This is a genomic window from Ruegeria sp. N4 (genome assembly GCF_056531425.1).
This window is the reverse complement of the sequence record NZ_JBQFLT010000003.1, coordinates 156,164-180,478: the sequence shown is the minus strand read 5'-3', so window position 1 is coordinate 180,478 and position 24,315 is coordinate 156,164. Positions and strand designations below refer to the sequence as shown.

The 24,315-nt window shown below is 59.5% G+C and carries 22 protein-coding genes, 1 pseudogene and 1 riboswitch; of the genes and pseudogenes, 14 read left to right on the top strand and 9 right to left on the bottom strand.

What is annotated here, in order from left to right; translation table 11 throughout:
• Positions 1 to 14 precede the first annotated feature (14 nt).
• From ACR0LW_RS07320 to ACR0LW_RS07290, 7 genes are all read right to left on the bottom strand, one after another.
• A complete protein-coding gene (locus ACR0LW_RS07320) occupies positions 15 to 1,061 on the bottom strand; it encodes a LacI family DNA-binding transcriptional regulator (protein ID WP_480882077.1) in 1,047 nt (348 codons plus the stop codon).
• The gene (locus tag ACR0LW_RS07315) at positions 1,061 to 1,807 is read right to left on the bottom strand and encodes a sugar phosphate isomerase/epimerase family protein (protein ID WP_170453806.1); all 747 of its coding nucleotides are present in this window, start codon (positions 1,805 to 1,807) and stop codon (positions 1,061 to 1,063) included. The genes ACR0LW_RS07320 and ACR0LW_RS07315 overlap by 1 nt, the downstream gene beginning before the upstream one ends.
• Positions 1,808 to 1,888: 81 nt before the next feature.
• Positions 1,889 to 2,971, bottom strand: a complete 1,083-nt coding sequence (locus tag ACR0LW_RS07310; RefSeq protein WP_170453807.1) for a sn-glycerol-3-phosphate ABC transporter ATP-binding protein UgpC — start codon at positions 2,969 to 2,971, stop codon at positions 1,889 to 1,891.
• A gap of 4 nt (positions 2,972 to 2,975) precedes the next feature.
• Positions 2,976 to 4,631, bottom strand: a complete 1,656-nt coding sequence (locus ACR0LW_RS07305) for an alpha-amylase family glycosyl hydrolase (protein ID WP_480882076.1) — start codon at positions 4,629 to 4,631, stop codon at positions 2,976 to 2,978.
• Between the two features lie 9 nt (positions 4,632 to 4,640).
• Positions 4,641 to 5,789, bottom strand: coding sequence for a carbohydrate ABC transporter permease (locus ACR0LW_RS07300; RefSeq protein ID WP_480584676.1), 1,149 nt, complete (start codon positions 5,787 to 5,789; stop codon positions 4,641 to 4,643).
• A 5-nt stretch (positions 5,790 to 5,794) separates the two neighbouring features.
• Positions 5,795 to 6,802 (bottom strand): carbohydrate ABC transporter permease, encoded by a 1,008-nt coding sequence (locus tag ACR0LW_RS07295; protein WP_170453810.1) that lies wholly within the window; start codon positions 6,800 to 6,802, stop codon positions 5,795 to 5,797.
• A 55-nt stretch (positions 6,803 to 6,857) separates the two neighbouring features.
• On the bottom strand, positions 6,858 to 8,216 hold the full coding sequence (locus ACR0LW_RS07290) for an ABC transporter substrate-binding protein (RefSeq protein WP_480626687.1): 1,359 nt from the start codon (positions 8,214 to 8,216) through the stop codon (positions 6,858 to 6,860).
• A 220-nt stretch (positions 8,217 to 8,436) separates the two neighbouring features.
• Between ACR0LW_RS07290 and ACR0LW_RS07285 the strand changes: the two genes are divergently transcribed.
• From ACR0LW_RS07285 to ACR0LW_RS07245, 9 genes and pseudogenes are all read left to right on the top strand, one after another.
• Positions 8,437 to 9,465, top strand: a complete 1,029-nt coding sequence (locus ACR0LW_RS07285; protein ID WP_480882075.1) for a LacI family DNA-binding transcriptional regulator — start codon at positions 8,437 to 8,439, stop codon at positions 9,463 to 9,465.
• 4 nt (positions 9,466 to 9,469) lie between these two features.
• Positions 9,470 to 10,768, top strand: a pseudogene (locus ACR0LW_RS07280) (GH1 family beta-glucosidase); the annotation flags it as partial.
• Positions 10,769 to 10,789: 21 nt separating this feature from the next.
• Positions 10,790 to 11,797 carry a glucokinase gene (locus tag ACR0LW_RS07275; RefSeq protein WP_480882159.1) on the top strand — a complete coding sequence of 336 codons (1,008 nt, stop codon included), beginning with the start codon at positions 10,790 to 10,792 and terminating at the stop codon, positions 11,795 to 11,797.
• Positions 11,798 to 11,831: 34 nt separating this feature from the next.
• On the top strand, positions 11,832 to 12,758 hold the full coding sequence (locus ACR0LW_RS07270) for a carbohydrate kinase family protein (RefSeq protein ID WP_480882074.1): 927 nt from the start codon (positions 11,832 to 11,834) through the stop codon (positions 12,756 to 12,758).
• Positions 12,759 to 12,776: 18 nt separating this feature from the next.
• Positions 12,777 to 13,442: a D-lyxose/D-mannose family sugar isomerase gene (locus ACR0LW_RS07265; protein WP_170453815.1), complete on the top strand. Its 666-nt coding sequence runs from the start codon at positions 12,777 to 12,779 to the stop codon at positions 13,440 to 13,442.
• A gap of 59 nt (positions 13,443 to 13,501) precedes the next feature.
• A riboswitch (cobalamin riboswitch) is annotated at positions 13,502 to 13,705 on the top strand.
• Positions 13,706 to 13,804: 99 nt separating this feature from the next.
• Positions 13,805 to 14,161 (top strand): DUF1636 family protein, encoded by a 357-nt coding sequence (locus tag ACR0LW_RS07260; RefSeq protein WP_480882073.1) that lies wholly within the window; start codon positions 13,805 to 13,807, stop codon positions 14,159 to 14,161.
• Entirely contained in the window at positions 14,158 to 14,934 is a 777-nt protein-coding gene (locus tag ACR0LW_RS07255; RefSeq protein WP_480882072.1) for an ABC transporter ATP-binding protein, read from the top strand. Before ACR0LW_RS07260 ends, ACR0LW_RS07255 begins: the two co-directional genes overlap by 4 nt.
• Positions 14,935 to 14,949: 15 nt before the next feature.
• Entirely contained in the window at positions 14,950 to 15,897 is a 948-nt protein-coding gene (locus ACR0LW_RS07250) for an ABC transporter substrate-binding protein (protein ID WP_170454017.1), read from the top strand.
• Position 15,898: 1 nt separating this feature from the next.
• The gene (locus ACR0LW_RS07245; RefSeq protein WP_480882071.1) at positions 15,899 to 16,909 is read left to right on the top strand and encodes a FecCD family ABC transporter permease; all 1,011 of its coding nucleotides are present in this window, start codon (positions 15,899 to 15,901) and stop codon (positions 16,907 to 16,909) included.
• A gap of 2 nt (positions 16,910 to 16,911) precedes the next feature.
• Here ACR0LW_RS07245 and ACR0LW_RS07240 read toward each other — a convergent pair whose 3' ends face one another.
• Positions 16,912 to 17,925 (bottom strand): LacI family DNA-binding transcriptional regulator, encoded by a 1,014-nt coding sequence (locus tag ACR0LW_RS07240; protein ID WP_480882070.1) that lies wholly within the window; start codon positions 17,923 to 17,925, stop codon positions 16,912 to 16,914.
• Positions 17,926 to 18,156: 231 nt separating this feature from the next.
• Here ACR0LW_RS07240 and ACR0LW_RS07235 point away from each other — a divergent pair, with 231 nt between their 5' ends.
• The 5 genes from ACR0LW_RS07235 to ACR0LW_RS07215 all read left to right on the top strand — a co-directional run bounded on the left by ACR0LW_RS07235 (position 18,157) and on the right by ACR0LW_RS07215 (position 23,378).
• Positions 18,157 to 19,461: an extracellular solute-binding protein gene (locus ACR0LW_RS07235; protein ID WP_480882069.1), complete on the top strand. Its 1,305-nt coding sequence runs from the start codon at positions 18,157 to 18,159 to the stop codon at positions 19,459 to 19,461.
• 72 nt (positions 19,462 to 19,533) lie between these two features.
• Entirely contained in the window at positions 19,534 to 20,415 is an 882-nt protein-coding gene (locus tag ACR0LW_RS07230; RefSeq protein WP_170453821.1) for an ABC transporter permease subunit, read from the top strand.
• 12 nt (positions 20,416 to 20,427) lie between these two features.
• Positions 20,428 to 21,321, top strand: coding sequence for an ABC transporter permease subunit (locus tag ACR0LW_RS07225; RefSeq protein WP_480882068.1), 894 nt, complete (start codon positions 20,428 to 20,430; stop codon positions 21,319 to 21,321).
• Between the two features lie 12 nt (positions 21,322 to 21,333).
• On the top strand, positions 21,334 to 22,380 hold the full coding sequence (locus ACR0LW_RS07220) for a sn-glycerol-3-phosphate import ATP-binding protein UgpC (protein WP_170453824.1): 1,047 nt from the start codon (positions 21,334 to 21,336) through the stop codon (positions 22,378 to 22,380).
• Positions 22,377 to 23,378, top strand: coding sequence for an endonuclease/exonuclease/phosphatase family protein (locus ACR0LW_RS07215; RefSeq protein WP_480882067.1), 1,002 nt, complete (start codon positions 22,377 to 22,379; stop codon positions 23,376 to 23,378). Before ACR0LW_RS07220 ends, ACR0LW_RS07215 begins: the two co-directional genes overlap by 4 nt.
• A 21-nt stretch (positions 23,379 to 23,399) precedes the next feature.
• On the opposite strand, the gene ACR0LW_RS07210 is transcribed toward ACR0LW_RS07215, so the two are convergent.
• Complete coding sequence (locus ACR0LW_RS07210; protein WP_480781209.1) at positions 23,400 to 24,311, bottom strand: LysR family transcriptional regulator; 912 nt, start codon at positions 24,309 to 24,311, stop codon at positions 23,400 to 23,402.
• Between the last annotated feature and the right edge of the window lie 4 nt (positions 24,312 to 24,315).

Here is a 24,315-nt window from a genome sequence, read left to right as displayed (position 1 = left end):
TCTCCTTTGTTGGATCAGTTGGATTGCGCCAGTTCTGGCGCGGGGGTGTCAGGTTGCCGCTCGATTAAGGTGGCCCTGATCTTTTTCTGGGTCTCGGACGGGTCGGCCCCGTCCAGGGATTTCAGCATGAACTCGCCCAGCAGACGGCTGGTTTCGCTGATCGGCAGGTAGTAGGTGCTGGGCGGCGGCACGAAATACTGGCTGAGTTGCAGATCGTCGGTCGATATTACCACCACATCCCGCCCGACCTGCACGCCGGATTTGGCAGCCGAGGACAAAACGCCCAGCGTCATCGCCTCATTGGCGCAGATGATTGCTGTGGGTGGGTTTGAAAGCCGCGCAAATGTCTGGAAAGCCATTTCACCTGACAACGCGGTGGTCGGCCCGTTGAATACAAGGTCTTCGGCAAATCCGATCTGCGCAGCGGTGAGGGCCTGCACATACCCCTCTTCCCGCTGCGACGCATAGATCAACTCGGACGGTGGATTGACCAGCGCGATCCTGCGGTGCCCCAAACGGATCAGTCGCCGGGTCGCATCAAATGCTGCCGCCTGACTGTCGAAATCAACATAGGGGTGGGGTTGGGTGGCATCGCTCATCCCATATGTCACGAAGGGAAAGTTCTGTGCTTGCAAATACGCAATGCGCGGATCGTTCCTGAGCGTACCCGAAAAGATCACCCCATCGGCCAGACCCTCTTGCACGATATTGCGCAAAGTGGTCATGGCGCCGTTCAAGTTCGAGACGCTGAATACGCTCAGCTGATAGCGTGAGCCCTGCAAGGCGCCCGATATGCCGGACAGAATGCGTGTGAATTCAACGCCTTCCCACTCCTCAGACTCATCAGCCGAGACGCCAACCAGAACCGCAATGCGATAGGATTTGTTGGTACGCAATTTCAGGCCGTCCAGATTGACCCGGTATCCTTGCTCTTGCGCAACCTTCTGGATCGCCTCGCGCGTTTCGCGCCTGACAGATGCGTCATCGCGCAAGGCGTTCGAGACGGTTCCGACCGAATAGCCCGTCTGCCGCGCAATCGATTTGATCGTCGCCCGCGCCATTACGCGGCTGTCCTCAGCTGTTGTTCCAGAAACCTGCGCCCGGTTTCCAGTGTGGTCTTGAGGTCGGGGCTTTCGTCATGTTCGACAAACAAATCCGCGCAGCCTGTGCGTGCAAGGGCCGCCAATAAAGGCCCCCAGTCAACAACGCCCTGCCCCAGATCGCGCCAGCGATCATCGCCTTGCTCGGTCGGATCGATATCCTTGGCATGGATGGACAGGATCGAACCCGCGTGGCGCTGAACCATGTCCACAGGATCCAGACCCACCGCCACAACCCAGCCAATATCGGGCTGCCAGTAGATGTTGCCTTGCGACAGGATCAAATCCAGCGGGGTGTCACCTGCCTCGCCCTGCAGATCGAAATCGTGGTTGTGATACCCCAGCCTGACGCCCTGCGCGGCCAAACGGGTGGCCCACTCTGATAGCTGATGCGCCACCTTGGACCAGCCTTCACGAGACTTGGGGCGCATCTCTGGTGACAGCCAGGGCATGATCGCCACCGGGCAATCCAACAGGTTCAGAACCGCTGAGACCTCATCAAACCGGTCTTCGAACTCTTCCCAGTCAAAATGGGCAGACCGCACCCGCAGGCCCGAGCGTTGAACGATCTCTGCCATCTGGGACGGCGTCAGTTCGTGTAAGCCCGTCGTTTCGACATCCGCAAAACCGCAGGTCGCCGCCATGTCCAGCTGATCGGCCAGACCCCCGCAATGCCGGACTGTGTAAAGTTGCGCGGAAATACGCATATCCTACCATTGAAACGTTTCAAATATGGTGGAATACGAGGGGCGCGCTTGTCAAGCACCCCGCACGGCCCTTGTTTTCGGTTATTTTCGCATCGACATTCCGTTGTGGAACAAATGCACCTTGTCCGGGGCGGCGGTCACCGACGCGGTCTGGCCCCGCAGGTTTCGTTGCACGCCGGGCAGTTTGGCGATGACCGATTCTGCCCCTTCGGATTTCTCGAAATAAAGCAGTGTGACCTCGCCCAAGGCTTCGGTGAAATCGACGGTGCCGGACAGGATCGGATCGCTGTCGGTCAGGACAAAATCTTCGGGCCGAACGCCAATATTGACCTGTTTGCCTTCGTCCCCAGCCTCGGTCGGGATTGTCGAAACCGCCGTGCCACCAGAGGCCAGCGAAACAGTGGTCATCTGCCCGGTGCCCGTGATCGTGCCCGGCAACAGGTTCATCGAGGGTGAGCCGATGAACTGCGCCACAAACTCATTGTCCGGCGTTTCATAAAGCTCCAAAGGAGTTCCGACCTGCGCAATCCCTTTGTTGGCCAGAACCACGATCCGGCTGGCCAGCGTCATGGCCTCGACCTGATCGTGGGTCACATAGATCATCGTGCTGTCAGGCATCGCCTCTTTCAGACGCGCAATCTCGATCCTTGTGGCCACGCGCAGGGCGGCATCGAGGTTCGAAAGCGGTTCATCGAACAGATACACCTTCGGATCACGTACAATCGCGCGCCCGATAGCCACCCGTTGCCGCTGACCGCCTGACAGCGCTTTGGGCAAACGATCCAGAAACGGTTCGAGCTGAAGGATTTTGGCGGCACGCTCGACCGAGGCGTCGATCTCGGAGGCTGGCATCTTGGCGATCTTCAGGGCAAAGGCCATGTTCTCACGCACGGTCATATGCGGATAGAGCGCGTAGGATTGGAACACCATGGCGATGCCGCGCTGCGCAGGCGGGACTTCGTTCATGACCTGCCCTTCGATCTCTAGCGTGCCACCAGAGATCTTCTCCAACCCTGCGATCATCCGCAGCAAGGTGGATTTACCGCAGCCCGAGGGGCCGACGAAGACAATCAACTCACCCTGTTCGATGTCCAGATCGATATGTTTCAGGACATCAACAGGACCATAGGACTTGGCAACGTCCGTCAGCTTGAGTTCAGACATGGCTTTACCCCTTTTCCCTGATCATCAGGCAGAATTGTGCTTCGTTCAGTGTGACTTGCCCGGTGCCATCCACCGCGCCAAGGTCCTGACCAATTGGCCGCCAGTCACCTTCTGGCAGACGCAGATCGGCGCTGTCCGAGCCCAGATTGAAGGCGAAGAACACCTGTTCGGTTTCATCTTCACGTAGGAAAGTCAGGATCGGTCCGGTCTGCTCCATCCGCGTCTGCGTGCCCGAGGCCAACGCGGAATGCGACTGACGCAAGGCAATGGCACGGCGATAGTGGTTCAGCATCGACATCGGATCATTTTCCAACCGATCCACCGCCTGTTCAGCCTGCGCCATGCTGACCGGCAGCCATGGCTCAGCCGCGCTGAAACCGGAATGTTCATCCTGAGCGGCCCAGACCATCGGCGTCCGGCAACCGTCGCGTCCCTTGTATTCGGGCCAGAACTCGATGCCGTAAGGGTCTTGCAGTTTTTCAAAGGGCACATCCGCTTCGTGCAGACCCAGCTCTTCACCCTGATACAGACAGGCTGAACCGCGCAGGCACATCATCAACACAGCATGTTGCCGGGCGGCAGCCTCGGTCAGGTTCCAGCGCGAGGCATGGCGGGCGACATCGTGGTTCGAAAACGCCCAGCAGGGCCAGGCGTCGCCTGCTTTCGTTTCCAACTGATCAAAGACCTGCTTGGCGTAGTCGGCCGTCAGCGCGCGCTTCTCCAAAAACTCGAACGCGTAGCACATATGCATTCGCTTATCGCCGGTTGTGTATTCGCCCATGATCTCAAGCCCGCGTTGGGCATCCCCGATCTCACCCAGACAGGCGCGGCCCTCGTATTCGTCGGTCAGGGCGCGGAGACGTTCCAGAAACGCGATGTTTTCCGGTTGGCTTTTTGAGAACAGGTGATCCTGATGGTTATACGGATTCACTGCAGGCGCGATCGAGGCATTGCGCTGATCCTCGGGCAGCGCCGGATTGTCCCGTAACTGCTTGTCGTGGAAATAGAAATTGATGGTATCCAGGCGGAACCCGTCAACGCCCATATCCAGCCAGAACCGGGCAACGTCCAGCAGCGCGTCCTGTACTTCAACGCAGTGGAAATTCAGGTCCGGCTGCGAGGTCAGAAAGTTGTGCAGGTAATATTGCAGACGACGGGAATCCCATTGCCAGGCCGAGCCGCCAAAAATCGACAGCCAGTTGTTGGGCGGCGTGCCGTCCGGCTTGGGGTCGGCCCAGACAAACCAATCGGATTTCGGATTGTCTCGGCTGGCCCGGCTTTCGCTGAACCACGGATGCTGGTCCGAGGTGTGCGACAACACCAGATCGATCATGACTTTCAGCCCCTTGGCATGGGCCTTGGCCAGCAGGTCCTGAAAATCGGCCAGCGTGCCGAACATCGGGTCCACGTCCCGATAGTCGCTTACATCGTAACCGAAATCCTTCATCGGGGATTTGAAGAAGGGCGAAATCCAGATCGCATCCACGCCAAGCGACGCGATGTAATCCAACCGTTGGGTGATGCCTTTCAGATCCCCGATCCCGTCACCATTGCTGTCCTGAAAGCTGCGCGGATAGATCTGATAGATCACACCGCCGCGCCACCACTCGGACGTTGCTTTGGTCGATTTGGAAATGTCCACGATGTTTTGCACGTTCATCAGACGCCTCTATTTGACGGATCCGGCCAACAGGCCCCGGACCAGATATTTTTGCATTGCGAAGAACACGACCAGCGGCACGAAGATCGACACAAAGGCCGCTGTCGCAAGGATTTCCCAATTGCCGCCCCTTGTTCCCAAAAGCTCGACAATCCGGTTGGTCATTACGGTGGTCTGACCGGTTGCATCGATCAGGAAAACCTTGGCGACCAGCAGGTCGTTCCATGTCCACAGAAACTGGAAGATCGCGAATGAAGCCAGCGCCGGGAAGCTCAGCGGCAGGATCAGCTTGGTGAAGATCTGGAACTCGGTCGCGCCATCGACGCGGGCGTTTTCGATCAGATCACGCGGCAATCCGGCCATGTAGTTGCGCAGCAGGTAAATCGCCAACGGCATCCCAAAGCCCGTATGGGCCAGCCAGACACCCAGATAGCCTTTGCCGATCCCGATGTTCAGGTGGAATTTCAGCAGCGGTATCAGCGCCAGTTGCAACGGCACAACCAGCAGGCCCACCACCGCCGCGATCAGCAGCGCCCGGCCCGGAAAATCCATCCACGCCAGCGCATAGGCTGCAAAAGCCGCCACAAGGATCGGGATGATCGTCGCCGGGATCGTCACCGTCAGCGTATTAAAGAACGCTTTGGCCATATTGTCGTCACCGCTGTTGCTCAGCAATACGGTGCCGTAATTCTCCATCGTGAATTCCGACGGTACTTTGGCGGTGACAAAGACACGCGCGCCACGATTGCCGGTGAACGCCTCGGAGTTCTCCATTCGGTAGTTGCCCTCTGCGTCCACGGTGATTGTACCGCCCCTGCGCAACTCCGCCACATCGCCGGGTGCAAAGGCATCAATCTCACGCGCGCTGATCCCCCATTTTGAAATCGTCGCCTGCTGCGCTTCGTCGAACAGGTTGCCCTCGATCACGTAGAGATCACCCTGTTGCACCTGAGTGTCGGGCGCGGCGGCACGGATGGTCAGATTCTGTTCCGACGGGAACATGGCGCGCCACCAGCCGCTGCTGGAAATCTGATCCGCCGTGCGGAACGAAGAAATCAACAGCCCTAGCGTCGGCACCAGCCACAGCACGACCAGAAAAATGACCGAGCCATGAACCACCCATCTGAGGGCGGGTTTGGTTCCTGCAATATCGCTCATACCCGCTACTCCATTTCCTTGCGCGCATTGCGCACGTTCCAGACAAGGATCGGGGTTACCAGCAGCATGATGACCATGGCCGAGGCCGAACCGACCCCCCAGTCATCGCCCCGGAACAGCTTGTCATACATGTAGTTGGCCAGGACCTGCGTCTCCCACTGCCCGTTGGTCATGGCAAAAACGATGTCGAAGACCTTCAGCACAGTGATCGTGATCGTCGTCCAGACCACCAGAATGGTTGTCTTGATCTGCGGCACCTTGATCTTGAAGAAAATCTGAAACGGGTTCGCCCCGTCCAGAATGGCGGCCTCGATCGTTTCTTCGGGAATACCGCGCAGGGCTGCCGACAGGATCACCATGGCAAAGCCGGTTTGGATCCAGATCAGGACGATCATCAGGAAGAAACTGTTCCAGAAGGGAACGGTCAGCCATGTCTGCGGCTCGGTCCCACCAAAGAAGATGTAAAGCGCGTTCAGGATGCCGATCTGGTCCTGTTCGGCTGGCCGGGCGTCATAGACCAGCTTCCAGATGACCGATGCACCGACGAAGGAAATCGCCATCGGCATGAAGATCAGCGACTTGGCAAGATTGCCCCAGCGGATGCGGTCGGTCAGTTGCGCAACCAGCAGACCAAAGGCCGTGGACATCGCAGGCACCACGATCAGCCACAGCATGTTGTTGCGCATGGCCTCCCAGAATTTCGGCTCGGCTGCCATCTGGCCGTAGTTTTCCAGCCCGACCCATCTATACCCGCCGCCGGGCACGCGTTCCGTGAGGGACAGGCGCAATGTTTCAACCACCGGATAGGCCAGATACAGGCCAAGTGCGGCCAGTGCGGGAAACAGAAACAGCCAGGGCCGGATCATGTTCGCGCGGTTGATGTTGCGTCCCGCATTCGGCCCGCGCGGCGGGAACAGGACTTTGTCCAGAAACTGGTTCGAGAGGTAGAAGTAGCCCACGCAACCCGACACACCGATGATGATGGTCAGCAGGCCCTGAAGTGCCGGTGTCATGACGCCCTCATGTGTTTGGAAACGGGGCAGCCGGTGGGCCACCCCATAACATCAGTTACTTCGCGGCATCCCACGAGGACTGGATTTCGCCGGTAACCGTGGCGGCATCTTTCGCACCCGACGAATAGTCGACCATACCGGTCCAGAACGTCCCCGCGCCGACCGCACCGGGCATCAGGTCCGAGCCGTCAAAGCGGAAGGTGGTGGCGTTTGTCAGAATCTCACCCTGTCCGCGCTGCGTGTCATTGGCGTAATTTTCGGGGTTTGCGCCCAGATGCGGGGTCAGGAACCCGTCCTGCGACATCATGATCTCATGCGCAAAGGGGGTTTTGAGGAATTCCATGAATGCCTCGGCCGCCGGGTTCGGGTTGGTGATGGTGAACAGCGTGCCCGCACCCAGAACCGGGGTGCCCAGATCCTTCTCGGCATAGGCCGGGAAGTAGAAGAAATCAGCATCCACACCCAGCTCGGTCCCTTCCGGGAAGTAGGCCGGAATGAACGAGGCCTGACGGTGCATCATACAGGCCGGCGGGCTGTCGAACAGACCCTTGGGGCTGTCGCGGAAATCAATCGCGGCGGTGTCATCGGCATCACCCACGACGTAGTCGTCATTGCGGGTGAAGCTGCCATATTCCTCGATCGCGGCGATCACGCGCGGATCGTCGAACTTCATTTCGTTCGAAACCCACTGGTCATAAACCTCGGGCGGCTGGGTGCGCAGCATCAGATCCTCGACCCAGTCGGTTGCAGGCCAGCCGGTGGCACCACCAGACGCCAGACCAACGCAAAGCGGCGTTTCGCCATCTTCGACCATCTGGTCCATCAGTGCTTTGAACTCTTCCATGGTCTGGGGCACTTCGTAGCCGAAATCCTCAAAATTCTCGGGGATGTACCAGACCAGGGATTTCACGTTCACATTGAAGAAGAAGCCGTAGAACTCGTCTTCACCTTCGGCATTCTCGAATGTCCCAAGATCAACCCAGGACTGCCCGGCGGCAAAATTCTCTTTGATCCAATCCGCCGAACCCTCGGCCAGAGGTGTCAGATACCCGTTCTTTGCCATGTTGGCGGCAAGGCCGGGCTGCGGAAAGACAGTCAGGTTGGGGGCCGACCCGGCGGCAGCGTCAATCAGGATCTGCTGTTCCAGCGAATCCGACCCGACATAGCTGGCATTGGCGCCGGTTGCATCGATGAAATAGGCCACGAGGTTCTCGAAAGAATCGCCCTCACCCGCCAGCCATGGCCCGAAAATCGTCAGGTCCTGACCGGTCAGGTCATGAGCATCGGCAAAAGCCTGCAACCCATCCCAATCAAAGTTTCCATCGCCGACCGCGTGAATCATTTCACCTTCGGCATGCACGGACCCGGCCATCAGGGCGAGCACCGCCGCGCCTGCATATAGCGAGTGTTTCATCAATAATCCTCCCAAGACAACAACGCGCTTCTGAGATTCGATTTTCAAAGCGCTTTGGATGCGGAACTTTATCCGCTAACATTCAGTCTCTGTCAACAATCTGTTTCTGATACTGCACTATGTTTGGCAGAGTTCAAATTGACGGAATACAGGTTGACGAATGGTCGATTTGGTCACAAAACAAGTCTAACACCTCATTTGAAGGCGCTTTGAACCGCTCATGAACCTGAAACAGCTCTCGGAAACCCTGGGTCTTTCACAGACAACCGTCAGCCGCGCGCTGAACGGCTATCCGGAGGTGAGCGAGGATACGCGGGTCCGGGTTCAGGCCGCTGCGCAGAAACATGGATACCGACCGAACAGCCGGGCCAAGGGGCTGGCGACGGGCAAGTCCATGGTGATCGGGCATGTGATCCCCAGCTCATCCCAGCATGAAATGGTGAACCCGATTTTTGGGGATTTCGTCGCCGGTGCTGCAAAGAAATATGCCGAGCATGGCTATGACATGATGTTCACAAACGCCGACGACACCTCGATCGAAGAAGCTTATCGCAGCCTGTTTCAACGCGGCGCGGTGGACGGGGTCGTGCTGCAAGGTCCCAAGGTGAACGAGCATCGGATTTCAGTGCTCAGCCGCATGTCCGTGCCGTTTATCGTGCACGGACGTTCAACTGGGGTGGACCTGCCTTATGACTGGATCGACGTGAATAACAAAAGTTCTTTTCAGCGCGCGACCCGGTTTTTGCTGGATCTGGGCCATCGCCGCATCGCGCTGATCAATGGGCTTGAGGATATGGATTTCGCCCATCGCCGCCGCGACGGGTATCTTGCTGCGCTGGCGCAGGCCGGGCTGGAGCTGGATCCCGATCTGATGCGCAGCGCCGAAATGACCGAGGTTTACGGCCATCACGAAACCCGCGCCATGCTGGCGCTGGACAATCCACCCACCGCAATTCTGACTTCGTCAATGATCTCGGCCATTGGTGTGCGCCGCGCTTTGGAGGAGGCTGGCTTGCAGATGGGCCGCGATGTATCCGTGATTGCCCATGATGACGACCTGTCCTACCTCAAGAACGGGCAGGACGTGCCCATTTTCACAGCCACGCGCTCATCCGTACGTCAGGCAGGGGAACTGGCCGCCGACATGCTGATCGAGCGCATCAAGTCCCCGAACGATCCGACCAAAACCAAATTGCTCGAGGCGGAACTGGTCGTGGGCAGATCAACCGGCCCGGTGCCAAGCAGGTAACAAAATGAAATACACCCGCGCTGATTTCCCCAAGGATTTTCTCTTTGGTGTGGCAACCTCGGCCTATCAGATCGAAGGCCACGCGAAGGGCGGCGCTGGCCAGACCCATTGGGATACCTTCGCCGCCTCGCCCGGCAATGTCGTGCGCTGCGAAAACGGCGATCTGGCCTGCGATCACCTGAACCGGTTCCCGAAAGATTTCAATCTGGTGCGCGAGGCCGGGTTTGATTGCTATCGCTTTTCAACCAGCTGGGCGCGGGTCATGCCCGAGGGGCGCGGTCAGGTCAATCAGGCCGGGCTGGACTACTACGACCGGCTGACCGATGCGCTGCTGGATCGCGGCATCCGCCCCTGCGCCACGCTTTATCATTGGGAGCTGCCCTCGGCCCTGGCCGACCTCGGCGGCTGGCGCAACCGCGATATTGCCGGGTGGTTCGCCGATTTCACCGAGGTCATCATGGGTCGCATCGGTGACCGCATGCACAGCGTCGCCCCGATCAACGAGCCCTGGTGCGTGAGCTGGCTGAGCCATTTCGAAGGGCACCACGCCCCCGGCATGCGCGACATTCGTGCGGCCGCGCGCGCCATGCACCATGTTCTGCTGGCCCATGGGCGCGCCATTCAGGCCATGCGGGGGCTGGGGATGAACAATCTGGGTGCGGTGTTCAATCTGGAATGGGCCGAACCCGCCGACAGCAGCCCAAAGGCGCGCGAGGCCGCCGATCTTTATGATGGGATTTACAACCGGTTCTTTCTGGGTGGCGTCTTCAAGAAAGCCTACCCGCAGAATGTGCTGAACGGGTTGGAACAGCACTTGCCAACCGGTTGGCAGGACGATTTCGAAACGATCGGAACGCCCGTCGATTGGTGTGGGCTGAACTATTACACCCGCAAGCTGATCGCCCCGTCCGACACCGCATGGCCCAGCCTGAAAGAGATGCCCGGCCCGCTGCCAAAAACGCAGATGGGGTGGGAGATCGAGCCGACGGCCCTTTCTCGTTTTCTGACCCGCACGGCGCGGGACTACACCGGGGATCTGCCGATCTATGTCACCGAAAACGGCATGGCCAGCCCCGAGCGGCAGCAGGATGACGACCGGATAGAGTATTTGAATCAGCATCTTACGGCGGTGCAAACTGCGCTGGATCAGGGCGTTCCGGTCAAGGGCTATTTCATCTGGTCGCTGCTGGACAATTACGAATGGGCGTTCGGCTATGAAAAGCGGTTCGGGTTGGTTGATGTGGATTTCGACACGCTGGAGCGCAGACCCAAAGCCTCGTTTAACGCGCTGAAGTCGGCGCTGGCGCAGGGTGAACCCGTTTCGGTGCCCTTGGCACAACCGGCAGGTGCGGTGCACGCGCATTGGAACCTGGTGGCAGATATCGGCGGCACCAACACCCGGCTTGGGGTCATCACAAACGGAGAGCTGACGGATCTGCGCAAGCATCCGACAGGGACTCTGCCCGACCTGCTTGACGCGTTCCACAGCCTGCGCGATGACATCGGCACCGACCCTCAGGCCGTTGTCGCCGCAGGCGCGGGCCCGGTTCGGGATGGCGTGATCCAACTGACAAACGCCCATCTGGACCTGTCCGAGGCTGAGTTAGCCAAGGCCACAGGTGCGCGGCATACCTATGTGATCAACGACTTCACCGCTGCAGGATGGTCCGTGGCCGAGGCAACGAAGGCCGATGTGGCCGTGCTGCAGGGCGACCCTACACCGCCAACCGGCACCCGTCTGGTCGTTGGCCCGGGAACCGGGCTGGGTGTCGGGGCGCTGTTGTATTCGGAAGGACATTACCACACAGCCTCGGGCGAAGGCGGTCATGTCGGTGTCTCCCCGCGTCACCGGGACGAGGTTGATATTTTCGAAGCCGCCCGCCACATCGCGCCGGACTGTTTCTTTGGCGATAGCCTGACGCTTGAAGCTGAAATGTTCCTGAGCGGCACGGGGCTGCCTGTCCTCTATCAATCCATCGCACTGGCCGCCGGTCAGACTGACGCAGCGCACCGCCCGGCAAAGGACATTCTTCACGACGCCCGCAACGGATCGGATGCGCATGCCATCAAAGCGGCAGAGATGTTCACGACCCATCTGGGCGCTCTGCTGGGTGATCTGGCCGTCACCTTGATCCCCCGGGGCGGCGTGTTCCTGGTGGGCGGCGTGGCTGAGAAGAACCGCTGGCTGTTTGGCGAGCGTTTTCTGGACGCCTTCAATCAAGGCGGTCGATTCAGCGATTTGCGGCAAGGGATGAACCTTTATATCTCGGAACAGGTCGAATTTGGCATTGTTGGCGCTAACAACTTCTGCAAAAATGCGCTCATGCGGTAAAACCGTGTGACCATTTCCAAAGAAGGACCGCGGGATGATCCTGTGTTGTGGCGAAGCCCTGATCGACATGATCGCCGAACCGACCACGTCTGGCGCACAGGGCTATGTGCCCCATTCCGGCGGCGCAATTTTCAACACGGCCATCGCCCTTGGGCGCTTGGGCGCGCCGGTGGGGATGCTGACAGGCCTGTCCTCGGATATGTTTGGCGCGCAATTGGCGGACACGCTGAAGGCAAGCCATGTGGACACCTCGCACGTGATTGCCAGCGACCGCCCGACCACTTTGGCCTTCGTGAAGCTGGTGGATGGGCATGCCTCGTACAATTTTGTTGATGAAAACACGGCCGGGCGGATGTTGCAGCCCGAGGATATGCCGCAGCAATTGTTGGCGACCTCGACCCTGTATCTGGGGGGGATCAGTCTGGCCTGTGAACCCTGTGCCGATGCCTATGCCGCGCTGCTCGACCGTCATGGCGGCGACCGCGCGGTGATGCTGGACCCAAATATCCGGCCGGGATTCATCAAGGACCAGACCCGCTATCGCACCCGCTTGAATCGCATGATCGCGCAGGCCGATATTGTCAAAGTCTCGGACGAGGATCTGGACTGGATCATTCCGGGGCCGGAAACCCATGCCGAGAAGGTGCCCTTGTTGCTGAAGGCCGGACCGTCCGTGGTGATCGTGACGCGGGGCGGTCAGGGGGCCTCGGGCTATCTGGCGGACGGGTCCGAGACCTCGGTGGCAGTCAAACCGGTGCAGGTTGTCGATACTGTGGGCGCCGGCGATACGTTCAACGCGGGCGTTTTGGCCGAACTCCACCGCGCCGGGCACCTGAGCAAAGAGGGCCTGCGCGCCTTGACGCCTGATAGCCTGCGCGCGGCTTTGTCCCTGGGCGCAGAAGTCGCCGCCGTCACCGTATCCCGCGCCGGGGCAAACCCGCCCTGGGCGCATGAGCTTTGATCCCCCGAGGGAACCGACATGAAACGATCCGACATCAACGACATCAAGACCGAGGCGCAGGCCTTCATCAAATCCTTCGGCGCGGTCCTGCCGCCCTTCGCCGACTGGTCCCCTGATCAGATGCGCAGCGCAAAGGCCGACACGATCCGCGCCCGAGGGTTGGGCTGGGACATTACCGATTACGGTCAGGGCAAGTTTGATGAGCTGGGCCTGTTCCTGTTCACCCTGCGCAATGGCGACGTGAATGATCTGAACCAGGGTCGCGGTATGCTCTATGCCGAGAAACTGCTGATTTCGCGAGACAAACAATTATCTCCGATGCACCGCCATATCATCAAGGCCGAGGACATTATCAACCGGGGCGGCGGTGATCTGGTGATGGAGATCTACGCCTCGGACCCCGAAGGCGGCATTGATCGCGACAATCCGGTGGTTGTGCCCAGCGATGGCTGCGACGTGACGATCACGCCCGGCGAATTGCTGCGCCTGAAACCCGGCGAAAGCGTGACCCTGATGCCCGGTATCTGGCATGCCTTCTGGGCCGAGCGTGGGGATTGTCTGATCGGTGAAGTCTCAACCGTCAATGACGACCGCACCGACAATGTGTTCGAGCAACCGATCCCCCGGTTCGCGACCATTGAAGAGGACGCAGCGCCGGAATTTTTGCTGGTTGCGGATTACTAAACACTCAGTCCGCGCCGCCAAAATCTCGACCAGAGCGCTTGACAATTAAATCCGCGACAGACTAGCTGACCAGCGATGGTTCCCGTAGCGATGCCTGCGGGATGAAAATGGGAATACGGTGCGGCCCTGCGGCCAAATCCGTGACTGCCCCCGCAACTGTAAGCGCAGAGCGACGCCAAATCACCACTGGCCTGAACAGGTCGGGAAGGTTGGCCAAGCCACGACCCGCAAGTCAGGAGACCTGCCATCACCTGTGCAACCAACCCGGGGCGGGGTGTCCTGGAAGGAGGATTTGATGGCTCAATTTTTCGCCTGCGGGCGTGGCTTTTTCTTTTCGCGCGGTTTCCGCAGCGGGAACAGCCATGTCATCCCAAGCTGACCACTTCGTCCTGATCTGTTCGACCTGTCAGGGTGAAATCGAAGCCAAGGCAGCCAAGGCCAGTTTGGACGCAACCCTACCACCGGGGTTTGCGACCCGAATGATTGCCTGCATGGCAGGGTGCGAACGCCCCATGACCGTTGGGCTGCAAGCCGAAGGCAAGGCGCAGTATCTGTTCGGCGATATCCAAAGCCCCGCCGATCTGGACGCGATTGCCGCCTTCGCCCGCCAATTCCGCGACAGTGACGACGGCTGGACCAGTGCAACCGATCGGCCCCTTGCCCTGCTTTTCAAAACTCTGGCCCGTCTGCCGCGCCTTTCGACAGAGGGCGAGAAATGAGTTTTCTGGTTGCCAAGGGGCTCGAATACTACGCCCTGAATGGGGATGTGTTGCTACAGGATGTCTCCTTCTCATTGGATGAGGGGTCGATCCTGGCCATTGCCGGGCCAAACGGGGCCGGGAAAACCACGCTGTTGAACCTGCTTTGTGGCCTCGAACGTCTGGCCTTGGGCGATGTGACGATCAAGGGGCGAAGCCTGCGTCAATTATCTGCCCCTGAACGGGCACGCACCATCGCTGTGGTCGGGCAGCAGGAACTGCCTGACGGCAGGCTGAAACTGCGCGACTATGTGGCCCTTGGGCAAATCCCGATTCAGGCCGACCGGTCAGCCGAGGATCATAAGGCCGATCTTGAGCGGGTGCTTGAGATCACCGAACTGGTCCCGCTGGCCGATAAACCGATGCAACGTCTGTCCGGCGGCGAACGTCAGCGGGCGCATATCGCACGGGCCCTGGCGCAAAGGCCATCGCTGCTGTTTCTGGACGAGCCGACAAACCACCTCGACCCCGACGCCAAGGGCCACATGCTGTCGCTGGTGGCCGAACTAGGCGTGACGGTTGTGATGATCGTGCATGATCTGGTCATGATCCCCGAATTCGCCACCCATGTCGCTTTGATGAAGGCAACCCGCATGACCGGCTTCGGCCCGGTTCCCGAAGTTCTGACACCCGAGCGTGTGCGCGATACGTTTGGCGTTGACTACCTGTGTTTCCAGCACGAAGGGCGCGTGATCCCTGCGCTGGATATCCGAAAACGAAAGCTGTCATCATAACAGGAGAATTTGATAATGCAGAAATTCTGGTCCGTGGTCCTTGTTTCGGGCCTCGCAAGTGGTGCGGCGGCGCATGAAGTGACCGTCGACAATTGCGGCGAACCACTGGTGTTCGACGGCACGCCCGAGCGGATTGTCGTGCACGACATGAACATGACCGACATGGCCTTTGCGCTGGGTTTGCAGGACAAGATTGTCGGCCTGACCGGCATTACCGGCTGGTACAAGACCAGCCCGGATTTCGATGCAAAACGCGGTGACATCCCGGAACTGGCGCCCAAATACCCCACCGTCGAAAATCTGGTCGCGGTCGAGCCGGATATGTTCTTTGCCGGTTGGTATTACGGCATGCAGCCGGGTGGCGAAGTCACCCCCGACACGCTGGAACCCTTTGGCATCAAAACCATGGTCCTGACCGAAAGCTGCGTTCACCTGAACAAGGACCGCCCCGAAGCCAGCATGGACCTTCTGTTCGATGACGTGCTGCGTCTGGGCAAGGTGATGCATGTGGAAGACAAGGCCGAAGCGTTGGTTTCGGGCTGGAAAGACCAGCTGGCGGCCATCGAATCCAAAACCGCAGACCTGCCGAAACCCCGCGTCTTCCTGCTGGACGGTCCCGCCGATGCGCCCTTTACCGCCGGTAAATTCGCCATTCCAGACGCCATGATCGAGGCTGCGGGCGGTGTCAGCGTCACCCATGACATGGACACCAGCTGGGGTCGCACCTCATGGGAAGCAGTGGCCGCCGCAAACCCCGAATTTCTGGTCCTACTGGACTATCAGACCGGGAACGGTGCCGAGGACACGTTCAAGTTTCTGCAGGAGCATCCGGCCATGTCCCTGACCGATGCCGTCAAGAACGAACGCTGGATCGGTCTGCGCTATGAAGAGCTGACGCCGGGACCGGCAAACATAGACGCCATCGAAAAGATGGTTTCGGCCATGCACCCGGAGCTGAACTAACATGGCTCAAACGGGCCGCGCGGTCCTGCTGGGGGCGGTCATTCTGACCGCCCTTTTGCTGCTGTCGGTCGTCTATGGCACGACATCCATTCCCGTCGCCGACGTGGCGACAGCGATCATGCTGGGCACCGGCTTGACCGAAGGCGAGATGTCGCCCCTGCACCGGATCGTATTTGACCTGCGCCTGCCCCGCGCCTTGTTCGCGGCCGTCATCGGTGCCGGATTGGGTGTGGTCGGCGTGGTGCTGCAAACCACCACACGCAACGATCTGGCCGACCCCTTCCTGTTTGGCCTGTCCTCGGGCGCCGCCGCCGGGGCGGTTCTGGTCATCACGGTAACCGGGGACGTGCTTGGTTTCTGGACCCTGCCGCTTGCCGCCTTCTGTGGCGGTCTGATCGCGTCAGGCATCGTTCTGGCGCTGGTTCAGGGCCTGCGCACAAGCGCGCCCGAAAAGCTGATCCTTGCCGGGCTTGCGGTCTCGTTCCTGTTTTCTGCCATCACCAACTATCTGATCTTTTCCGGCGACAGTCGTGCTGCGCATTCAGTGATCTTCTGGATGCTGGGCGGTCTTGGCCTCGCGCGGTGGGAGACCTTTCCCCTTGTCCTGATCGGGCTTGCGATGATCCTGGGCTATTCGCTCTATCGCAGCCGCTGGCTGGACGCGCTGCTGACCGGGGATTTCACCGCAGCGACGCTGGGTATTCCGGTTCAGGGCCTGCGGTTTCGCATGTTCTTTGTTGCTGCTCTGGCCACTGCAAGCTTTGTCTCGGTCGCGGGCGTCATTGGCTTTGTCGGCCTGATGGTCCCTCACATCGCCCGAGGCATTGCCGGAACGCTGCACCGCAATCTGTTGGTAACCTCGGCCATCGTGGGTGCGATCCTGCTGACGCTCTCCGACATCCTGTCGCGCTTGCTGCTGGCCCCGCAGGAATTGCCGGTGGGCATCGTCACCACATCCATCGGATCGCTGTTCGTCTTCCTGTACCTGTTCAAATCCGCCCGAAACGACTAAGCCTAATGCGTGCCGCGTGGCACGAAATAGGGATCGACCATGATCGTCTCGCTGGCTTTGGCGGGATCGGCCAGCCTGCGTTCCAGCAGCGCAATGACCTGATCGACAGCCCCAGCAATCGGGTTGTTGACCGTGCTCAGGTTGAAGATCGGCCATCTGGCCATTTCGATGTCGTCGAACCCGACCAACGACAGCGCGTTTGGAACGTCCAGACCCATCTCGCGCGCCGCTGTCAGCGCCCCGATTGCGCTGGCATCATTGGCGCAGATCAGCGCGTCCAGCCTGTGCTGCCCCAGCAAGGTCAGCGCGATGTCCCGCCCGGTCTCAACCGTGAAATCTCCGGTCTCTTCCGCCACCAGCCCAAGGCCCGCGCGTTCCAGAACCTCGATCACACCTGCCCTGCGCTCGGCCGAGGATGAGAAACTGGGTGCACCACCCAGAAATCCAAACCGTGTCCGACCTTTCCGGATCAACGCCTCGGTCGCAAGTCGCGTACCTTCGGCATTGCGGCAGCACACGTTGTCGACCCCTGGCGCCTGCACAATGCGCCCGGCAGAAATCATTGGCACGCCCAGCTTGCTGCACCGTTTGACCAGCGCCTGAGGCATACTGCCCCCGCGAAGGATCAAAGCATCCAGCGGATAGCGCAAAACCTGCTCGATCGCGTCTTCTGCACGCTGATCCCCACCGTCGATGAGAATCGGCCATTTGTTCAACGCGTTCAGTTTCCCGACCAAAGTGCGCACAAATTCGGAATCAAAATCGCTGCGCATATTTCCGACAAACACCGCCACAAGGTGCGAGCGTCCGTCCTTCAGACCGGCGGCCAATGCGTTTGGCTGATAGCCCATACGCTCGGCCATATCTTCGATTATTTTTCTTTTATTTTCATCAAGATACGCGCCGGGCGTAAAGGCGCGGGAAACGGCCGAACGGGACACACCGGCCGCATCTGCGACGGCCTGCGCAGTGACCCTGCGGCGCCTTTCGGTAGGTTTGTCACGATCCTGAACCACGCTCAACCTGTCCTTCGATTTGGTGGAATTTGTCAATATTGCTAGAAATCATTCACCGAACTGTCATACGTTAACATTATGTGGGCACGTGTGCAGAATCCAGACGTGCCCATGCAATGCGGGGCGGAGGCTGCGCGCGACATACGCCGCAGGGGAGCCTGCACAATAAACTGGCACAAAGTGCCAACGGTCTCTTAGCTGCAAGGGGCCGACACCGAACCGGAGGAAAACATGACCAATCTGAAGTTTTGCGCAACGGCTGCTGCCCTCGCGTTTACCGCGACTGCGGCTTTTGCAGAAACAGAAATTACCTGGTGGCACGCCCATGGCGGACAATTGGGGGAAACCGTCAACAAGGTGGCCGAGAAATTCAACGCGTCGCAGGACGAATACACAATCACTCCGATCTACAAAGGCAGCTACGAAGAGACGCTGACCGCTGGTATCGCGGCCTTCCGCGCCGGTGAACAACCGAACATCATGCAGGTCTTTGACGCGGGCGCTGCCACCGTGATCGCCGCCAAGGGCGCAACCGTTCCGGTTCAGGACCTGCTGGCCGACAATGGTGTTGAGTTCGACATCAACGACTACATCGCCGGTGTGCGTTATTTTTATGCCGACAGCGATGGCAAGATGATCGGGATGCCCTTCAACTCGTCGACCCCGATTCTGTACTACAATGTCGACGCGCTGGAAGCCGCTGGCGTGACCCCGCCGAAGACATGGGAAGAATTCCAGACGACCACCGCCCCGGCGTTGAAAGAGGCGGGCTATATCCCGCTCAGCCAGTCGCACCTGCCCTGGATCTTCACCGAGAACTTCATGTCGCGCCACAACCTGCCGTTTGCGACCAACAACAACGGCTATGACGGCATGGATACCGAAATTCTGGTGAACAACGACGCGATCAAGGCGCACTTTACCGCTGTGACCGAGTGGAAGGACAATGGCCTGTTCGAGTGGTACGGCACCGGTTGGGGCGACAACGCCAAGCCGTTTGAAGAAGGCAAGGTTGCCATGTGGCTGGGCTCGTCCGGTTCGTTCGGTGGCCTGTTGCAGAAAGATCTGGGCTTTGAATTCAGCGCGGTTGAACTGCCCTATTGGGAAGCCGTAACGCCCGAGCCGACGCAAACCTTCATCGGTGGCGCTGCCCTGTTCGCGATGGCTGGCAAATCGGACGAAGAAAACAAGGCGACTGCCGAGTTCTTCCGCTTCCTGACTGCGCCCGACACCCAATATTTCTGGCATCAGGAAACCGGCTATGTGCCGATCACCGAGGCCGCCTATGACGTTGCCAAGAAAGACGGCCACTATGACCGTTTCCCGGCAGCCGAAGTCGGTGTGAACCAGTTGCAGGCGAAAGCCGGTGACAACACCAAGGGTTACCGCATGGGCTTCTACGTTCAGATCCGCGACATCATGAACCGCGAATATGGCCGTATCCTGACCGGTGAAACCGACGTGGACACTGCGTTCCAGACAATCGAAGACGAAGCCAACGAACTGCTGGCCCGCTTCGCAAAAACCCAGGGCTAAACCCCGGGATCACCCCCAAGATGGTCGCGCCTTCGGGCGCGGCCATCCCCCATTTTCGCAACTGGACGGGTCATGAAACGCGCGGGCTTCGACACTATCTGGCTTCCTGTGGCATTGCTGCTGCCACAGCTGATGATCATCGCAATCTTCTTCTACTGGCCTGCGGGTTGGGCGTTGCAATCGTCCTTCTTTCTGCAGGATCCGTTTGGCTTCGGTTCGACCTTTGTAGGGGCGGACAACTACACCTCGTTGCTGGGTAACGATCAGTACAAGCGCATCGCGTGGTTCACGATTGTCTTCTCGGTCCTGGTGACATTCTTTTCGCTGTCCATCGCCCTGCTGCTGGCGGTCAAGGCCGACAAGGTGATCCGGGGCGCCAAATCCTATCGCACGCTTCTGATGTGGGTCTATGCCATCGCGCCGCCGGTCGCAGGATTTTTGGGCATCCTGTTCTTCGACCAAAGCACCGGCCCGATGACCAAGTTCTTTCAGATGTTTGGTTGGGATTTCAAACTGGGCGTCGACTACAACGCCACCGCAACCGCGATGATCATCGTCGCCGTCTGGAAGCAGATTCCGGTCAATTTCATCTTCTTCCTGTCCGGCCTGCAATCCATCCCGCGTTCGGTCCGCGAGGCGGCGATGATCGACAACCGCTCGGCCACCGGTCGGTTCTGGCAGGTGACCTTTCCACTGCTGGCCCCGACCGCCTTCTTCCTGCTGATCATCAACATCACCTACGCGCTGTTCGACACGTTCGGCATTATCGATGCGCTGATGAAGGGCGAGCCGGGGAACAACCCGATGACGCTGGTCTACAAGGTCTATCTGGACGGGTTCCGGGGCAATGACCTTGGCGGCTCATCCGCGCAATCCGTTGTCCTGATGGTTCTTGTTCTGATCCTGACCGTCTTTCAGTTCCGGCTGGTTGAACGCCGGATCCACTATACGTGATGGGGGCGCAAAATGGCTGACACAACCCTTGAGACAACCCAAACCACCCGCCGCCGCCGCAAGATCAAATGGAGCGCGGTTGGCGATCACACCGTCCTGATCCTGGGCTCGCTGCTGATGATGCTGCCACCGCTGCTGGCGCTGACCACGGCCAGCCATGATGCGGTGACCATCCACCGGCAGGGCATTCAACTGGGCCTTGGCGACGATCTCGGCAAGAACTTCAACGCCGCCATGTTCGAGAAAGGCGGCTTTACCCAAACCGTCGATGGCACGCTGATGCTGATGAACTCGTTCATCCTTGGCATTGGCTTTGCTGTGGGCAAGATCATCATCTCGATGATGGCCGCTTATGCCATTGTCTATTTCCGCCTGCGTTTTGCCACGCTGGCCTTCTGGATCATCTTCACCACGCTGCTGCTGCCGCTTGAGGTGCGGATCCTGCCCTCCTACGAAGCGATCCAGAAACTGGGCCTGACGAACACCTATACCGGCCTGATCGTCCCACTGATCGCGTCCGCTACAGGCACGTTCTTCTTCCGCCAGTTCTTTATGTCCGTCCCCGAGGAACTGGCCGAGGCCGCCCGGATCGATGGCGCGGGGCCGTGGAAGTTCTTCATCGACATCCTCGTCCCGCTCAGCCGGACGATGATCGCCGCGATCTTCATCATCATGTTCGTCTTCGGCTGGAACCAGTATCTGTGGCCGACGCTGATCACTACGGATGAAAGCTTCTTCACGCTGGTCCGGGGCATCAAGCAGATCGTGCTGACCTATACCGACAGTCAGATCCCCGAACACGGGCAGGCCTTGGCGCTGGCGATCGTTGCGATGATCCCGCCGGTGGCCATCGTCATCTTCTTCCAGAATTGGTTCGTCAAGGGCCTCACAGAATCCGATAAATAAGGAAACACGCGCATGGCTCAGGTCTCGTTAGAGGGCATCCGCAAGGTCTATCCCAACGGTTTTCAGGCCGTTGAGACCACCAATTTCACCATTCAGGACGGTGAGTTTGTCGTTCTGGTCGGCCCCTCGGGCTGTGGCAAGTCCACGCTTCTGCGGATGATCGCGGGGCTGGAAGACATCACCGAAGGGACGCTGAAAATCGGCGACCGGGTGGTGAACGATGTGGACCCAGCGGATCGCGACATTGCGATGGTGTTCCAGAACTACGCTTTGTATCCGCATATGACCGTGCGGAAGAATATCGGCTACGGGCTGAAAAACCGAGGCACGCCTGCCTCCGAGATCGCGGCCAAGGTCGAAGACGCGGCAAAGATGCTGAACCTGACCGAGTATCTGGATCGCAAACCGGCGCAACTGTCGGGCGGTCAGCGGCAGCGCGTTGCCATGGGGCGCGCGGTCGTGCGCGATCCGGCGCTGTTCCTGTTTGACGAACCCTTGTCGAACCTAGACGCCAAACTGCGCAATCAGATGCGGATCGAGATCAAGGCCCTGCAACGCCGCCTTGGTACCACGGCGGTTTACGTGACCCACGATCAGGTCGAGGCGATGACCATGGCCGACCGCATCATCGTGCTGAACGCAGGCAAGATCGAACAGATCGGCACCCCGTCCGAGATTTATCACAACCCGGCCTCGACCTTCGTGGCCTCGTTTATGGGCGCGCCGCCAATGAACCTGATCGAGGCGCAAGTGGATCAGGGTCAGGTGCGGATCAATGGCTATGACGGGATCATGACTGCCCCGGCCTCGGCCAATGGCCCTGTGACGCTGGGCATCCGGCCCGAAGACATTGAACTCGACGGTCAGGGCTCGGTTCCGTTTCAGGTCGACATCCTTGAGGAACTGGGCGCGCACCGGCTGCTGCACGGTCAGTTGGGCGGGCAGCCCTTTACCGTTCTGGTCAGCAAGGACCACGATGCACAGACAGGCGAAACACATATCACCCTGAAACCCGACGCGCTGCGTCTGTTTGATGTGGAAACGGGAAAAGTCATTTGATTACAAACGTTTTGGACGCCCTGCCCGCGGTGACAGCGGATCAACGGGCGCGCATCCTGTCGGCACCCCGCACGGCTGCCGCGCATCGCGAATTGCTGGGTGACATACCCGCGATGAACGCATTGCAAATGGGCGGTCAGGCAACCGCCACGCGTTTGCCGGCACAATTCAATGTCGCGGCATGGAATGTGGAACGGTGCCTCTTCCCCGAGGCCACCGCAGCCCAGCTGCGCCCGATCCGACCGGACATTGTTTTGCTGTCCGAGGTTGATCACGGCATGGCCCGCACCTCGCAACGGCACACGACCGAAGCCATGGCCGAGGCCTTGGGCATGGTCTATGCCTTTGGTGTCGAATTCCACGAACTGGACCTTGGCGGCCCGACCGAACGCAGTTTTTGCAAAGACGACTTCAACACGCTGGGTTGGCATGGCAACGCCATTCTGTCTTCGGTTCCGTTCCAGCGCACGGCCCTGATCCGTCTGGACGATCACGGCCATTGGTTTTCCTGCGACGAAGGAGCTGCCGACCCCGACCAGCCACGCGTCGGGGGCCGCATGGCACTCGCCGCCATCGTGCCGACCGAAGACGGACCGATCTGTGTGATCTCGACCCATCTGGAAAGCAATGCGGATGCTGCGCACCGGCACACCCAATTCGTTCTTATGCTTGATGCAATCGACAGGTTTGCACCGGGCCTGCCGGTTCTGATCGGTGGCGACCTGAACACCGGCAACCACCTGCCCCCGGATTTCAACTGGCAGGACGAAAGCCTGTTCAGCTTGGCCGAAACGCACGGATACGACTGGGGTTTTACGATCGATGGCCCCACCACACGGCCCAGCCTGATCACCCCGCACCCGCAGCGGGTGATGAAACTTGATTGGCTCGCAGGACGGGATCTAAGCTGCATCGACAAAGGGTTGCTGACATCAATCTCGGATGAGGGCACGCCCCTGTCCGATCATGACTGCGTCTGGTGTCGCGCCAGCCTTTAGACGATTTGGACAAAGGCCGGGTCAACCCCCGGCCTTTTCCCGCACTGCTGCGCCGTCCAGCCCCTGACTGTTCGACAGTAATTCCTGCACAAGCGGATTGGGGAACCGCCGCTTGAACGTGACTGCGTGAAAGTTCTCTTTGATGCGCGGATGCTCTTGCGCCTCGATCAACCGGCCCGAGGACAACTCATCCCGCACCACAATAGGGGCCACAAGGGCCAACCCGATGTCCTCACGTGCCAGCAGGCGCATCATCGCCATGTCATCCACTTCGGCCACCACCTGCGGGCGAACGGACATCCGGCTGGCCATTGCGTCGAAAGCCGTGCGCACACTGTTTTTGCTGGTCGGCAGGATGAACGGTTGTTCTTCGAGCAGCGCCTTGATGGGGCGCTTGGGATCCAGCCGCGCCGGGGTGCCGACAATGCTGACCGGTTGTTCCGCCAGATGATGGGTGACGAAACTGGTCAGGCTGTCACTGGCCGGTTCGTGGTTCATCAGGACCAGATCGAAATTCAGCGTCTCAAGCCCCTCAAGCAACTCACTGGGGCTGCCGGAACGCAAGATGACCTCGACATCCGTACGGGCCAGAATGGGCCGCAGAAACCCGATCTGAAAGTTGCGCGACAAGGTCGACTGTGCGCCGACACGCAGCGCCTGCCTGGCGTTTCCGGCATCCTGCAACGTTGCCACAAGCTCTTGCCCTGCCGCAAAAATTGCGTCCGCGTGGTCCAGGGCGATGTGCCCGGCCTCGGTCAGGTGCAGCTTGCGCCCGCGCCGTTCGAACAGCGGGTGGCCCAGCCTCTCCTCCAGCTCTTTGATCTGAACCGAAAGCGCCGATTGCGACAGGTTCAGTCGCTGGGCTGTTCGGGTCAGGTTCCCATCATGGGCAACGGCCCAGAAATAGCGCAGGTGATGATAGTTCAACGGCATATCG